The following is a 14276-nucleotide window of genomic DNA, read 5'->3' as shown; positions in this document are numbered from 1 at the left end:
GACTCCGACCCCTTTGTTTTCTTCAGGACGGCGCCCTTTTACCTTTTCCATGCGGAAGCCTAATCAAGAGCAAGTTTGCCGAAATACATCTGGAAGATTTTGCCCTGCTAGTTGCGGATAAAATTCGGGAGATATTCATGTCGTTATGGCGCTATTTAATAGTGTTTATCAGGATTTTTACGTCTGCTGTTCTTGTTGGACTATTCATTTGGTATGGATTGGTCGTTGACGAAATACATAAGCAATGGGTTATTGAAAAGAGTTCACATTATCCCTATGTTTTTTCGCAAAAAGGTAATGGCTTTCTATATATGACGTCAGATCAGAACGATACTAGACTGATGATTTTTGGTGCCGGTGCCGTTGTTTTTTTGATCGGTGCCGTAGCATGGAATATTCCTTTAAAGAGGCGCCAAAAGCCGTAGCAACTAAACCAAAAACTTCTATCATGTTCATTGGATGCGTCATCGGAGCCTGGGTCTGACTTGTTTTTAGCTAACAAGTATCAGATGGTGAAAAATATGGTGACATGATATCATGTGCATAAATTATGTGCTGTCGCACTATCCTAATTTGGTTTGTGAAGGAGGTGTCATGGCCAGGCGAGTACGGGTAACGGTTCCGGGTGTTCCGCACCACGTGACGTAACGCGGCAATCGTCGCGAAGCCATTTTCCTGGAAGCTGGCGACCAGGAGACCTGCTGGCGGAATAGCTGCGCCGGTGTGGTCGCATTCCTTTCGCGCCTTCGCGCCTTCGCGTGAGACCTCTTGACGGTCTTTATCTACCGCCACATGCTGTTCGAACTGTCGCAAAATTTCACGCGAAGACGCGAAGACGCGAAGAAGAAAGAAATTTAAGGGTCAGCGACAGTTTTTGAACATCAGAGCAGCGGAAATTGAGATTCGGGCGACGACTGGGTCTGATCTACAATGGCCTTTAATGGCCGCGTGCGCCGCGCCTGACGCTTGCCGGGGAGGCTCACCATGTGATCCAGCGCGGCAACAACAAACAGGCCATATTCTTCTGTGACGCGGACCGGAAAATGTCTCTGGCCGACCTCAGGGATGGGCTAGCCCGTTATGGTTGCGCTCTGCACGCCTATGTCCTGATGACCAACCATGTTCACCTGCTTCTCACGCCGGGGCAGGACGACGCTGTCGGTCAGCTTATGCAGTCGTTGGGGCGTCGCTATGTTGGTTACATCAATCGCAGCTACGGCCGGACCGGTACGCTGTGGGAAGGCCGGTTCAAATCGACAATCGTCGATGCTGAAGACTACGTCATGGCCTGCTATCACTATATCGAAGCCAATCCGGTGCGCGCGCACATGGTGGCGCAAGCAACCGACTATCCCTGGTCAAGTTTTGGCGCGAATGGGCATGGATTTGCAAATTCGCTGATCACTCCGCATCAGGTCTATTCCGAGCTTGGCGCGACGCAAGATGCGCGTCAGGCGCGGTACAGGGCGCTATTTGACGAGGGGCTAGCCGAGGAGATAATCACGCTTCTGCGCGATTCCGCCCAACGCGGCTGGGTCGCGGGCAGCGATCGGTTCCGCCGGCAGATCGAAGCCGCGCTTGGACGTCGGGTCGAGCGGCCGGTGAGGGGAAGGCCGCGCAAGAAACAGGAGGAAGAGGTCAAGGTGGATCATCAGGCGCGGCTGTTGTAAGGTCCGTAATTGTCTCTGACCCCTTTATTTGATAGATAAGCGCGCGTTCCAAAATCGAGTGCAACAGGCGATCATGTCGCCGTAAATTTTGAATCTTTGGCGCGAAGCGTCAGGCTTGAATATCGCTGCGAGCACTCGTCATGCGCCCTATCGGGCTGCGTCCTGCCCTTCGATGTCGTTTCTTTCTGTCGTTTTCGGGGTCACGATGAAAAAAATGAGCGCCGCCGTGCCAATACCGATGAGCGTCGCGAGCATGTCGTGGAGGTCAAACACCAATCTTCGGCTCGTCCGTTGAAACAGTTCCCAGCCAATCAGTCCAAACCCGCTGAGCGCAGCGCAGGCCAGAAATCGGTTCCTCATCGACTCGACGGTGGTGTGGCGCCTCTGACTGGCCCAGATGCTCAGCACAACAAAACAAATGGCGATCGCCGCCGCAAAGTTTGGTGCCACCCCAACGAGATATGCGCCGATGGGCTCAAGCGCCATGGACTGATCCCGAATCCAGTGAACACCTGACAGCAACATCAATCCACCAATCCCGACAAGACCGTAAAGCGTCGACAGTTGCACGCGCCATCTCCCAAAACCCTGGTCTTTGATTACCATGCGGCCGGGAATGTCGGCAAGAGGGGCATTGCGCAGGGGCTGCGACCGGACTTGGGCGCAACCACGTCCAGATCCGCGAGTCATAAGGCGCGCCGCTGGAAACGGCGGCAATCGCGCTTCGCCTGAGGCCGTATCAGTTGCTGAAGGTCTGATACATGAAGTAGTTCAGCACGCCACCGGGGATCAGGTTATTGACCCACTGTTCCATGAACACGCCTGCCTCGGCAATGCCGGTACGCGGTACAAACAGAATGTCAAACCGCCGCAACGCAACGAGGTCGCCCGCTTTGCCTTGCAAAGGTGTCTTGAGATCAATCACCCGCCGCATGGCGCCGCCACTGGGGCCCCGCCGGATCAGCATGACCTTGTCGCGCTTGGCGCCGCGGGTAAAGCCGCCTGCCGCCAGGGTGGCCTGCAAGGCATCCATGTCGGCCATCATCTCGACCCAGCCCGGGTTGTTGACCTCGCCGCCGACCAGCACGCGCATCGGCACAATGTCCCCCGGATAGACGAAAATCGTCGGGTCGCGCAGGATCTGGGCATACCGGGCCGCGATCGCCTGCTGCAGGTCCGGCACGCTGCGATAGGCGGCCATGACCTGGCCGATCAAGGCCAGGGTGATGCGGCCGTCGGGACCGATCTGGGTCTGGCGGTTCAACTCAGGGGCCGACGGGACGACGATCTCCAGCTTGTCACCCGGATAGAAGAGATAAAGCGGTTCGTCGTCTGTCCAGGTCGCGAACGGGATATCGTGCGCCCGGGGCATGCGTTCGCCGGCGCGCACCACGGCCGCCGGAGCCAGGCCGGCCAGGGTTGCTCCAGCTAAAAGCGTTCTGCGGGTGATCATGCCGGAAAGCATACCTGAGTCGTGAGCGAAAATTGAGCGGCTCTTCGCTACCATGGCAAATCGTAAACCTTCGTTAACGGTCTTTTCCGTAAGGTTGTTAAGGTTTGGTTTTGTTAAGACTCCAAAATGCCAGGGCAAATGCCTGGGCCAACAAAACCACTGGTCAGTAACGAGAGAATCCATGCACCCTCAGGACACGTGGGATGACGAAGAGGCGACGGTTGTGCCTTTGCGCCGCAACGCCCGCGATCAGGGGAAGGGCCAGGACAGAGGGATGACGCAGACGGCCGCAAAACCCACGGCCGCACGCCTGCAACTGGGGATGGACGACATCCTGCGGATGCTGGTGCGCGAGATCTGGCTGATGGCCATCATCTTCGCCGTCATTTTCGGCATCGGAGCCGCTGTCGCCCTGTCCATGCCGAGCAGCTACACCGCCAGTGCCAGCCTGCTGATGCAGCTTACCAAGGACTATGTCTATGATCCCCTGGTCAACGACACCGCCAAGGGGGCCATCTCGACCACCGACGAAGTCGTCCAGTCCGAAGTCGAAATCCTCAACTCGACCGAGTTGAAAAAACGCGTCATCGCCAAGGTCGGCCTGAAGACGGTCCTGCCCGAAACCCCGGCCCTGTGGAACCCGAAGACCCCGGCCCAGTCCGCACAAGCCGAGGCCGCGGCGCTCAAGGTGCTGCAGGGCGGTTTCGCCACCTCGACCGCGCCCCAGAACAAGGTGGTGCGCCTCACCTTCAAACATGCCGACGCCATGGCGGCGGCGCTGATCCTCAACACCCTGATCGACGAATACCAGATCTACCGCCAGCAGGTTCTGACCGAATCGATCGGCCCGGCCCTGGAGCAGCAGAAGCAAGCCTTCGATCAGCGCCTGATCGAGGCTGACACCGCCTATCAGACCTTTCTGGCACAGAGCGGAGTCGGCGATTTCGTTACCGCAAAAGCGACCTACGCCACTCTGTCGCAGCAGATCACCACCGAACTGTTCACCGTCGACGCCAGGCTGGCCGAGGGGCGCGCCAGACTGGCCGGCGTGAACCGCAGCCTGGCCGGCCTTACGCCTGAAATGAGCGTCGAGCGCGACCTCGACCTCAGCGTCCCCAACAAGATCTTCACGCTGAAACAAAAGCGCCAGGAGTTGCTGACCCGCTACCTGGCGTCGGCTCAGCCGGTGCGCGATGTCGATGCCGAAATCGCCGGCTATGAGGCGATGATGGCCGGTGGCCAGGGGGTTGGCGAACAGGCTCACCGCGTCGGCGTCAATCCGATCTACCAGGACCTGACAACGCAAAAGCTGAACCTCGAATCCGAAATTGCCTCGCTGGACGGCCGGCGCCGCCTGCTTCAGGGCCAGTCCGACGATGTCACAGCCCGATTGCTGTCGCTTCAGGGCCTGGAGGGCCAGTACAACAGCCTGGTCATTGACCGCGATACCCTGCAGAAAAAGGTCAGCACCTTCAACGAACGTATTCAGGAAAACGAGGCCCAGCGCGAAATGTCCAAGGGCGGAAGCGATGCCGTCCGTGTTGTCGAAAAGGCATCGCTGCCGGACAAGCCAAAGAGCTTCAAGAAGATTATCCTGATCATGTCCTTTCTGTTCGCCGGGTTTACGGCCCTGTGCGTCGGCGGTCTGCGGGTGGTGACACGCAAGGGCTTTGTCAATGCCGACATGGCGTCGCGGGCCCTGGACCTTCCGGTCCTGGCGACCGCCGGCGTCAAAACGGGCAGTCACGCTGAGGACCGCCCGGTGCGTGCCGCATGAGGCCTCGCTTGATCCGGTCAGGGCTCTCTGCGACAGTGGCAATTGCGATTCGTGTATCCAACTCGGGTCGTGTTTGAATTCGGGCATATGGTTGATTTAACAAAGGAAATGGCGGATCTCATGTCGGCACTCGGTCGGCCGCAGACCCGTGCCGGACGTGCCTTTATGTTCGTCTCTGCCTTTTCGGGCGAGGGCGTGTCGACGGTTGCGCGCGAATATGCCCGTTGCGAAGCCGCCTTTGCCAAGCGCCCGGTGTGGCTGATCGACGCCGATCTGGCCCAGCCCTCGCAGATGCAGGCCGTGACCGAGGACGCTGGCCGGTTCGGCCCCCCGGGCAACCTGGCCGGCGCTTCGCCCGACGGCTCCGCCTTTTTTCGCCTGGCGCCGCCGGCGCGCGACGCCGCTGGCCAGGACATCCCGGATCACAAATACCTGGTGGCCCGGCCGTTCCTCGACAACCGGCTGTGGGTAACGCGTTTCCGTGTGCGCAACCTGAGTCCGGGCCAGCGCCCCAAGCTGAACGACCAGTCGAGCTATTGGACCGCCTTGCGCCAACATGCCCAGACCATCATCGTCGACGTCCCGGCTTTGGACCGGTCGGCGGCAGCGCTGCAACTGGCGCCGCAGATGGACGGCGTTATCCTGGTGTTGAGCGAGGATGAGGGCGACATCCAGGCGCGCATCGATCTGAAGAGCGATATTGAACAGGTCGGCGGCAATCTGATGGGTTTTGTCTATAATCGCGCCCGCTCGCCGCGATTAGCCCGGCGGCCCATGGGCCGGTTTGCGGCCTTGTAGCGCGTCATGCGCGCCCTCAACGACTTCATCGAAGACTGGCGCGGCGCCTGGCTGTCTTTGCTCTGCGCCATCGGCGTCCTCCTGGCCTTTTCCCAGGCCTGGCAGGCCCCTCTGTTCGGCTATTCGACCGACCAGGCCAGTTCCGGCGCCCTGATCCGTTTCTTCTACTATCCCTTTTACCTCGCCGGCGTCATCGTTGCCTTCCTAAGCTGGAAACGGATGTTGGACGCCGGATGGCGTACGCCTTTACTCCTGATTTTGCTCGTTTTATGCGCGCTGTCATACGTTTGGTCTAACAATCCCGGCGATACCTTGCGCCGTTTTATCGCCTTGGGTATGACCGTGCTATGTGCCTACGCCCTGGCGACCCGGTTCTCATGGCATCGTCTCAGCGAGGTCCTGGCTATTGCCTTTGCGGTCATGGCGCTGGCTTCGATCGTTCTGGCTATCCTTTTCCCACAGCTTGGCGTCATGCAGGAACTGTTTCCCGGGGCCTGGCGCGGGGTATGGATCGAAAAGAACAATCTCGGTGCCAATATGGCTCTGGGCTTCATCGCCGCGGCAACGGCCGCTCTGCTGAACCCGTCACGGCGCTGGCTGTGGTGGGCGGTGGCGGTGGCTATGGTCGGGCTGGTGGTGATGTCGACGTCGAAGACGGCGCTGGTCTCGGTGGTCCTCGGTATCGGCGGCATCGCCTTTGTCTTCCTGTCGCGGCGCGGACCGATCCTGGGGATCGTGCTGATCTGGCTGGCTGTCACGGTCCTGCTGCTGTTGGGCGCGTTTGTTCTGTTCTTTCCGGACCAGATATTCCTGGTGCTGGGCAAGGACCCGACCCTGACCGGGCGGACCTTTATCTGGGAAGGTATTGCCCACGTTATGGAGAAGCGGCAATGGCTGGGTTACGGCTATGCGGCCGTGTGGACGGATGAGAGCGAGTTTGCGCCCCTGGCCAAGATCACCCAGGTGGCCGGTTTCCGCGCCTACCACGCCCATTCGTGCTGGTACGAGGTGTGGCTGGGTCTCGGCCTGGTTGGCATGGTGATCTGGGGGCTGGTCTTTGTCGAGATATGGCTCAAGGCGCTGTATCGGACCTATCGCGGCGATGCCAGCCTGTTCGCCTTGCCGTTCCTGGGTATCTACACCCTGTCGAGCCTGACCGAGAGCATGGCCTTGAACTGGAACGACCTGCGCTGGTGCCTGTTTGTGATTGTGCTGGTCAAGGTATCCTTGCCCACCGACGAGGATAGCGACGCCCGGTTTTAAGACAGGTCTTGACCACGGACGGGATGAACAAGAGCGCAGTCCGATAAGGTGGGCACTACGTTTGAGAGAAATTGCGCCACAAAGCAAAAACTTATACCAAGCCTCATAAAGAATGACGCTTGGTATTCGCATTTTTTCAGCTCAAACGCCGGACTAGGCGCCCCCCATGGCTCCTCGCAAAAGCTCGGGCGCCCCAGAAACGTAAACTGGCGCGCTTGCCAACCCGCGATGAGTTAAGGTCATCGAGGGTTGGTATTTGAGCGTATTCTGGCGGCGCCGTGCGGCGGCAAGGTCCTTAAGAGGTCCACAGATTACACAGATTACACAGATTAAAGCTCCGATCTAATCTGTGTAATCTGTGTAATCAGTGGACTCACGTCAGTTTTGAATGCCGCTACGCGGTCGGTGCTGGTAAATCCTGAATTTCGTGCCTTGTTCGTGCCGTTTGGGTTCAAACTCTTGCTTACGCCGCCTCGGATGCTGGCGCTGCCATAAGGGCGCGTTCTGCGCCGCCGGCAAAGCTCACAAAGTCGAACCCTAACTCAACCCCCTTGGCCACAATCCGGTTCAACACCTCCGGGGTACAGCCGTACGGAGATGGGGCCTTGCGGACATCATGCGTATAGAGCACCAGCCAGCTCTGCGGCGTCCGAGCAGCCTTCTCAAGCCACGCCATGGCTACCCGCTCACCCTCATCACCTTCGATGCCCACGGCGGGTGCCTGGTTCAGATCCGTGCCCGGCAGGATCAGGCCATGATGCAGGGCGCGTGAGGCCAGGTAGCGCTTGTCGACCACCGCCTTGGCCTGCGGCGAGACATCGCCGTAGGGATAGGCAAAGGTCCGCGGCACAGGGATGCCAAGATTGCGCAGGACGATCTGGTTCTCCTCGATGGCAGCATCGATGTCCTCGCGCATCGCCCGGCCGCAGTCGAGATGGCCGTAGGTATGGCAGCCGATCTCAAAACCGGCGGCGTAAAGTGCCCGGATATCATCACCCGTGGTCATAGGGCCCATATGGCTGTCCTGACCCAGCAGACCGGCCGAGATGAACCAGGTCCCGGTCACGCCGTGACTTTTCAGGATCACCGCCCCGTTGCGCGCCGAAGACGCCGGAGCGTCGTCGAAAGACATGGTCAGCATCGGGCGTGAGATACGCGGCATGCCAATCGGCCGGGTGTGGCTGAGTCGCGCCAGACGCCGGCGCAGCTTGCCGTACAGGGAACGATCGGCGGAATAGGGCTTGGGCTCGGACATATCACACGACCTGGGCATAGAGGGCGGCACGGTAGAGACGTAGCGCAAAGGCACGCAGGCGCACCGGCGCCGGCGACAGGGCGAAGGCCTTGAGCAGGGGGCGCAGCAGGCCCACACCGGGGACGCGTTTCAACAGCCGTGCCGCGCGGTAACTGGGGTAGGTGGCGACCACCTGCGGGTGCTTGGCGATGACCCTGGCGAAGTTGGCTACCGACTGCTCGTACTTGCGCGCCAGGGTGTCGGCGCCGTCCAGCCCCATATGGGTGGCCGTGTTGTCGATATGGCCGACGCCATAGCGCGCCGCGACACGCATGCCCCATTCGGTATCTTCCCAGCCCCAGCCGGTGAAGGTCGGATCGAAGCCTTCGCTTTCGAAAACGTCGCGCCGGATCAACAGGTTCGACGTGAAAACGTACTTTTCCGGTTGCAGGGACCGCGTGGCGGCATCGAGGCAATCGCTCTTGGCGGCCATCTGCCGGTGAATGGCTGTGCGCGGCAGGTGCGGGGCCTGAAGCAGGGTGAAGCCACCGAAGATTACGGCTGGCCGATCAACCGTTGCGTCCAGCCATCGGTCGAGAAACCCCCCAGGCCTTCCTGGTGTTTCATCGGGCAACATGTCGGCATCTAGGAACAGGAAATAGACGCCGCGCGCCGCCGTCGTCAGCCGGTTGCGACCGCGTGCCCGGCCTTCGTTCTGGTCCAGGGTGATCAGTTCACAGGCGATCGGCGAGGCCTCGATGAAAGCGGCGACCTCGGCCGTGATATCGTCCATCTGCGAGCCGTCGTCGATCAGTACAATCTCGACCTCATGCGGATCGCGCGTCTGTAGCGCGCGCAACAAAGCCAGCGGTGACTCCTTGTAGAAGGGGATCAGCACCGATAGTTTGGGGGCCGCTTCGGTGTGGGCGGCATTGCGGAGCGATACGAAGCGGCTCATGCGGCGGCCCTTTTCATCAATCGTTGAGTTACGATGTCGCGGACAGTGTTCAGGTTCAGAAGCCAGGCCAGGGCGCCGTAGATCGCAACGCCGGTGACCGCGCGGATGATGAGATCGGCGATGCCGGCACCGGTGCGCGGCAAGACAAACAGGACGGCCATCATGATACCGGCGCAGGCGGCGGTCTTGGCCAGATCCAGCATCGGGACGGGCAAGGGCAGGGCCTTGCGCCCCAGCAACCACGACGCGGCTATGCCGAGACCGAACGACAGGGCCGAGGCCCAGGCCGCGCCGACCAGCCCCATGGTCTGGATCAGAATGACATTGAGGGCAATATTGCTGACTGCCGGCACCGCCATCGCGATGACCAGCAGGCGGGTTTTCTTGGCCAGGGTGAAGGCCTGCAGGAAGTAGTAGGTGTTCAGACCCGACAGTACGGCGCCGATGGCAATCAGCGGCGTGACGCTGAGCGCTTCGGCGCGCAGGGCTTCACCGATGAGCAGCGTGCTCAGTTCCGGCGCGACCATGATCAGTCCGGCGACGGCGGGAAACAGGACAAAGGCCATCAGCCTCAACTGTTGACGGGCATTGTCGCGCAGGCCGGACACCCCACCGGTTTCGAGGGCGTGGACCATGGCCGGTCCGCCAGCGGCGCCAAACCAGATAAACAGAACATCCAGGATGCGCGAGGCCAGTGAGAAGCCGGCATGGTAGGCGCCGGCCTCGGCAGCATTGAGATAGTGGGCAATGAGGAAGCGATCAACCGTATACAGGCCTAGCGTCAGGATCAGCGAAGCCGAGACCGGCAGGCCATATTGTAGATAGGCCTTGGCGCGGGCAGCGTCGAACGGGCCCCTGGCGGCGCGGCCCCAGTCTTCGCGCACGATAAACGGCAGGGTGGCCAGGGCAATAATGCCGCCACCCAGGATCGGCGCGGCGCCGCCCAGGCCCTGCCAGGCGCACAAGGCGCCCAGAGCAAAGCCACCGGCTGTCTGGACCATGTCGATCATAGAGGCGGCGCCGACGCGGCCTTCGGACTTGCGCTGTTCCTGGACCATCTTGACCAGGGTGCGGAAGATGACGCAGCCCAGCGAAATTCCGATGGCCATCTTGAAAGGCCCGTTTCCGGGCCACAGCCACAGGCCCAGCGCGCTCAGGGCGGCGAAGCCGATGAAGACCGCAATGACCAGTCGGTACAGTGTACCGTAAAGCGCAGGCGCCTGAATGTCGTCGCGGGCCTCGGCGGGATAGAAACGCGCCATGGCCGCTTCGATCCAGGTGAAGAACAGGGTCTGGGCCAGGGTGGTGATGCCCAGCGCCAGGGCATAGTGGCCGTAATCTTCCGGTGACAACAGGCGCGTAAAGACCGTCAGGCTGGCGAAACCGACCAGGCCCTGGAGGATATTTGCCGGAAGATATCCCAACAACCCTTTGACATACATGCGCTTTCTGCGCTCCTGTTGATAAGTCTGGTTAGCGTACCGTTTTGGCGTCGCCCAACAAGCAAGGGATGGTCATGGCCATGATGTAGAGGTCGAACCACAAGGAGTGGCGTTCGATATATTCGACGTCCAGCGCAATGCGGCGGCGGACATCGTCGGCGCTGTCGAGAGCGCCGCGCGATCCCTTGATGGCCGCCCAGCCCGTCATGCCGGGCTTCATGCGGTGACGCCAGGCGTATTCGGCGACCAGGCGTGCGCTCTCGTCCGGGCCGGTCTTCATGCCGATGGCATGGGGGCGGGGCCCGACCAGCGACATCTCGCCGGCCAGGACATTGAACAGTTGCGGCAGTTCGTCGAGGCTGGTCTTGCGTATGAAGCGGCCGACACGGGTGACGCGGACATCGCCGCGGGTGACCTGCTGGGATGCGGTGTGGTCGGTCATGTCGGTGTACATGGAGCGGAACTTCCACACCATAATGGCTTCGTTGTTGAAGCCATGACGGCGCTGGCGGAAAAAGATCGGGCCCTTGCTGTCCAACTTGATGGCAATGGCAACGGCGACCATCACTGGCGAAAACACAACCAGGGCCGTGATGCCAATGACCAGGTCTTCGATCCGTTTCAGCAGTTCCTTGCGGTCGTCTTCCGAGATGCCGGAGACGCGCGTCAGCGGCATGTCGGCGAGGCGAGACAGGGCGGCCTTGCGATCGGTGTCCGTTTCAACATCGACCAGTAGCGACACTTCGTTGGGCAGCGAGCGCAGCTTTTCGATGATGTCCTTAACCCTCGCCTTGGCCGAGGTGTCGATCGCGACGACGATCTGGTCGACATAGGGCGTGATCTTGTGCGCCAGCAGTGACTGGACGTCGCCCAGCACGGGCACACCCGAGACGGCGAACGGGTTGCGCGCCAGGCGGTCATCAAATACGCCAAGAACATTGACATCGCGGCTGTCGATGGCCGCTTCGATCAGCTTCTGGGCATGGCGGGTGGCGCCGACGATGACCACATTGGGTGTCAGCTTGCCCTGACGGCGCCAGCGGTCGACAAGACTCCACCACAACATGTGCAGGGTGACGAAAAACGACAGGGTGGCGGCAAACCAGAAGCGCAGGGCCGAGACGACATTGTCCTGATTTGGTGCAGACCCGGCTAACCAGATACCGCAGACAAGGGCGAGCGCCAGGACGCAGAACAGCTTGGCCATATGCTTGATCAGGTGCTCGTTGCGGCCGAAGCGGTACAGCCCGCAGGCGTGCAGGGTGTAGAAGGTCATGGCGGTGACCAGCAGGAAGGGCAGGCTATCGCCCAGGGGCGCCGCCAGCAGGCCCTTGGGCGCGACCGGCAGGGCGGTTACCAAACCAAAGAAAAACAAGGCCAGGGCGTCTACGGTCCGGAAAAGCCGGACGAACATGTCGCCGCTTTTGCGTTCGCGCCGCGAGACCAGCTTTTCCGGACGGAAAGGGCCCCGGCGCTCGCGCGGATCGAAAAACTCGGCGTCTGTGGCGGTGGCCTTGGTGTGTAGGCGCGGCGAGAGGGCGTTCATGACCTTAAGCGAGCTTTCTGTCGTAGGGGTTCACGATAGGTGATCGGGCTTAGGCTTCAGTTAATTTGGCACAAAATTCTGTGGCCGAGCGGCGTTTTGCAAGAAAAGGGCCGCTTTGGCAGGCCTTGGATTGACGCGGCAACGCGCCCGGCACCTGGCGCGACCTTGGTTTCACACCCTTGCACCGAAAGCCTTGCGAGGGGCGGTCGGGTTATTCGCCTTGCAATAGACGGCCATTAAGCATAATCTCAAGACCTGAAGTCGGTCAGGTTCGGTGGGGGCAGGTCATGGCGAAAAAGGGGAAGCCGGACGCGAAAGCTGCGTCCACAGCCGAGGCGGCGGCGAAGACGTCTGGCCGCAAAGTCGATCGCCGCATTTCCTGGCTTCCGGCCTATATCGAAAACGCCGATGCGAGCGGCTACTTCAAATTCAAGAATGTCAGCCTGCGGACCCTCGAAGAGACGGACTACGAGCGAATTCTCCAGAATGACGCCCAGTGGGAAGATTTGCAGACACGCATGTCAGCTGATTTTCGTCATCCGCTCGAGGTTTTTCCGTATGACGAAGGTCCGCAGGAAAAGCCGACCTATCGGTTGAACTGGATCGAAAAGATCATCTATTCTGCCAATCAGCGCTGGGCGAAGAGCATAAAAAATCTGACGGATATTTCGCTGCCCAGGCGTTACTACACCATCGTGCGCATGAATCTGGAAGAACGGTTTCCCGGCGGGCGGGTGGTCGGGGAGCCTGGTGACGGCGATCTGCGCGATCTTCTTACGGCCTTTCGCCAGATGTTTCGTGAAAACCTGGCCCGTTACATCTTCAAGAAGCGCCTGTTTCAGTTGCTGTTTTCCCTCCCGCCTGTGGTGCTTGCCCTGGCAATGCTGCTTGGTTACTCCGGCTTGGTGCGCGGGCTGGAATCCGTTCTGTCAGCTTTGGAACCGGGCTGGGCAAAACTTGGTGCCAGTATACTGACCGGAACTATTCTGATCGCAAGCTCCGCTGGTCTGTACTGGGTCGGCAAGTTTCCATACCGCTTTCTGTCGGAAACCGAATTCGAACGCTACAAGAATTCGCAGTCGGAATCCTGCAAGACGCTGAATACCGAAGCCGCCTTGCGAACCAAGAATTTAAGAAACCTGATCACGACCATGTCGGCACGACTGGGCAAGGATTCCACCGCTGCCGGCGCCCAGCAGATACGCAACAGCGATGACGGCGAAAAATGGCCCGTCCAGGCCTATCGCTGGACCCTGTTGATGTACTGGCTGGGCAGACGGATGGAAAGTATTGAAACCTTCACCCAGCTCCAGATGTGGCTCATTCGACGAACCCACCATTTCTACCGTCTGTTCGCCGTCGTCAGCAATAACGTTATGAGGCGGGCAAGCTATCTCTTTTTAGTGTTTGCGGCGGCCGGCCTTGTCTTTCAGGGAACGCACGCGCAGTCCATGAACCTGACCGAAGTTTACCAAAAGCTGGTTGTACCGGCCTGGCAATGGCTTAAATCTCTCGTGGGGCAAACGCAGCAGGGCGCCGACCTGTCGCAAGTGGTGACGGTCGCCTCCGTTGTTGACCAGGTGTCCGTCTCGTTCACGCGTGAAGACTGGCGTACGCAAATGGGCGGTGTCTGGACCTACCTGACGTCGGATGCCTACACGGTCACGGCAGATGCGCTGCATATTGTTTGCGGGCTTGTCGTCTTTTGGCTGGCGGCAGGGTACATCCGCAGTATCAGCCGTCAGTCTGCCAAGGAATGGAATACGCCTTTGTTGCTGATCCGCGACAATCTGGGTGTGATCAACTGGGACAGATTTCACAGTGCCAATCTGCCGTTCCTGCTTGCGGAGCAGGTGCGCAATGACAAGCGTATGATTTTGAAGCGTGAAGACTGGGTCAAGCGCTAGAGCGCAATCCGATAAAGTGTGACGCCACCGCACGGGCGTTCCCGTTTTCGGATAAATTGCGCGACAAAACAAAAGCTCAGAGCGGGGTTTTGATGCCATCAAAACACATCCGCGCTATCTGCGGTCAACGTATAACAAACGTATGACGGGGCAGTGGCTCCGCTGGGCTTATCCGAAATCGCGGCGTGTCGAGCCGAACTTAACCTCGTTCGATCCCCATCGTCTCCG

Annotated in this window: 12 protein-coding genes; 6 read left to right on the top strand and 6 right to left on the bottom strand. The window is 59.9% G+C overall.

The features are described from left to right. Positions 1-425: hypothetical protein (locus tag ABAC402_RS0120520; RefSeq protein ID WP_031235803.1), on the top strand; the 425-nt coding region annotated here is incomplete at its 5' end. A 561-nt stretch (positions 426-986) separates the two neighbouring features. Next, positions 987-1670 carry a transposase gene (locus tag ABAC402_RS34465; RefSeq protein WP_023450412.1) on the top strand — a complete coding sequence of 228 codons (684 nt, stop codon included), beginning with the start codon at positions 987-989 and terminating at the stop codon, positions 1668-1670. A gap of 147 nt (positions 1671-1817) precedes the next feature. Here the strand turns inward: ABAC402_RS34465 and ABAC402_RS34460 are convergent, their stop codons facing one another. Then, entirely contained in the window at positions 1818-2240 is a 423-nt protein-coding gene (locus ABAC402_RS34460; RefSeq protein WP_155847429.1) for a hypothetical protein, read from the bottom strand. Positions 2241-2409: 169 nt separating this feature from the next. Then, positions 2410-3123, bottom strand: a complete 714-nt coding sequence (locus tag ABAC402_RS34455; RefSeq protein ID WP_031235801.1) for a polysaccharide biosynthesis/export family protein — start codon at positions 3121-3123, stop codon at positions 2410-2412. Between the two features lie 181 nt (positions 3124-3304). Between ABAC402_RS34455 and ABAC402_RS34450 the strand changes: the two genes are divergently transcribed. The 3 genes from ABAC402_RS34450 to ABAC402_RS34440 all read left to right on the top strand — a co-directional run bounded on the left by ABAC402_RS34450 (position 3305) and on the right by ABAC402_RS34440 (position 6961). Then, complete coding sequence (locus ABAC402_RS34450) at positions 3305-4900, top strand: Wzz/FepE/Etk N-terminal domain-containing protein (RefSeq protein ID WP_023450409.1); 1596 nt, start codon at positions 3305-3307, stop codon at positions 4898-4900. Positions 4901-5020: 120 nt separating this feature from the next. Continuing rightward, on the top strand, positions 5021-5698 hold the full coding sequence (locus tag ABAC402_RS34445) for a transcriptional regulator (protein WP_235079979.1): 678 nt from the start codon (positions 5021-5023) through the stop codon (positions 5696-5698). 6 nt (positions 5699-5704) lie between these two features. Then, positions 5705-6961: an O-antigen ligase gene (locus ABAC402_RS34440; RefSeq protein WP_023450407.1), complete on the top strand. Its 1257-nt coding sequence runs from the start codon at positions 5705-5707 to the stop codon at positions 6959-6961. A 463-nt stretch (positions 6962-7424) separates the two neighbouring features. Here the strand turns inward: ABAC402_RS34440 and ABAC402_RS34435 are convergent, their stop codons facing one another. From ABAC402_RS34435 to ABAC402_RS34420, 4 genes are read right to left on the bottom strand one after another with little or no spacing between them, the layout of a single operon-like run. After that, positions 7425-8216, bottom strand: a complete 792-nt coding sequence (locus tag ABAC402_RS34435; RefSeq protein WP_023450406.1) for a polysaccharide deacetylase family protein — start codon at positions 8214-8216, stop codon at positions 7425-7427. Between the two features lies 1 nt (position 8217). Next, a complete protein-coding gene (locus tag ABAC402_RS34430; RefSeq protein ID WP_023450405.1) occupies positions 8218-9153 on the bottom strand; it encodes a glycosyltransferase family 2 protein in 936 nt (311 codons plus the stop codon). Beyond that, the gene (locus ABAC402_RS34425) at positions 9150-10595 is read right to left on the bottom strand and encodes a lipopolysaccharide biosynthesis protein (RefSeq protein ID WP_023450404.1); all 1446 of its coding nucleotides are present in this window, start codon (positions 10593-10595) and stop codon (positions 9150-9152) included. The genes ABAC402_RS34430 and ABAC402_RS34425 overlap by 4 nt, the downstream gene beginning before the upstream one ends. 31 nt (positions 10596-10626) lie before the next feature. Then, a complete protein-coding gene (locus tag ABAC402_RS34420; protein WP_023450403.1) occupies positions 10627-12141 on the bottom strand; it encodes an undecaprenyl-phosphate glucose phosphotransferase in 1515 nt (504 codons plus the stop codon). Between the two features lie 287 nt (positions 12142-12428). Between ABAC402_RS34420 and ABAC402_RS34415 the strand changes: the two genes are divergently transcribed. Continuing rightward, complete coding sequence (locus tag ABAC402_RS34415; protein ID WP_023450402.1) at positions 12429-14048, top strand: hypothetical protein; 1620 nt, start codon at positions 12429-12431, stop codon at positions 14046-14048. Positions 14049-14276 lie beyond the last annotated feature (228 nt).

Origin of the sequence: Asticcacaulis sp. AC402, assembly GCF_000495835.1 — a bacterium.
Taxonomy (GTDB): Bacteria; Pseudomonadota; Alphaproteobacteria; order Caulobacterales; family Caulobacteraceae; genus Asticcacaulis.
This window is presented reverse-complemented; position numbering and strand designations above follow the sequence as displayed.

Coding starts and splice junctions, on each gene's coding strand:
- ABAC402_RS34455 (WP_031235801.1), bottom strand. CDS start 3,123: ATGATCACCCGCAGAACGCTTTTAGCTGGAGCAACCCTGGCCGGCCTG.
- ABAC402_RS34450 (WP_023450409.1), top strand. CDS start 3,305: ATGCACCCTCAGGACACGTGGGATGACGAAGAGGCGACGGTTGTGCCT.
- ABAC402_RS34445 (WP_235079979.1), top strand. CDS start 5,021: ATGTCGGCACTCGGTCGGCCGCAGACCCGTGCCGGACGTGCCTTTATG.
- ABAC402_RS34440 (WP_023450407.1), top strand. CDS start 5,705: ATGCGCGCCCTCAACGACTTCATCGAAGACTGGCGCGGCGCCTGGCTG.
- ABAC402_RS34435 (WP_023450406.1), bottom strand. CDS start 8,216: ATGTCCGAGCCCAAGCCCTATTCCGCCGATCGTTCCCTGTACGGCAAG.
- ABAC402_RS34430 (WP_023450405.1), bottom strand. CDS start 9,153: ATGAGCCGCTTCGTATCGCTCCGCAATGCCGCCCACACCGAAGCGGCC.
- ABAC402_RS34425 (WP_023450404.1), bottom strand. CDS start 10,595: ATGTATGTCAAAGGGTTGTTGGGATATCTTCCGGCAAATATCCTCCAG.
- ABAC402_RS34420 (WP_023450403.1), bottom strand. CDS start 12,141: ATGAACGCCCTCTCGCCGCGCCTACACACCAAGGCCACCGCCACAGAC.
- ABAC402_RS34415 (WP_023450402.1), top strand. CDS start 12,429: ATGGCGAAAAAGGGGAAGCCGGACGCGAAAGCTGCGTCCACAGCCGAG.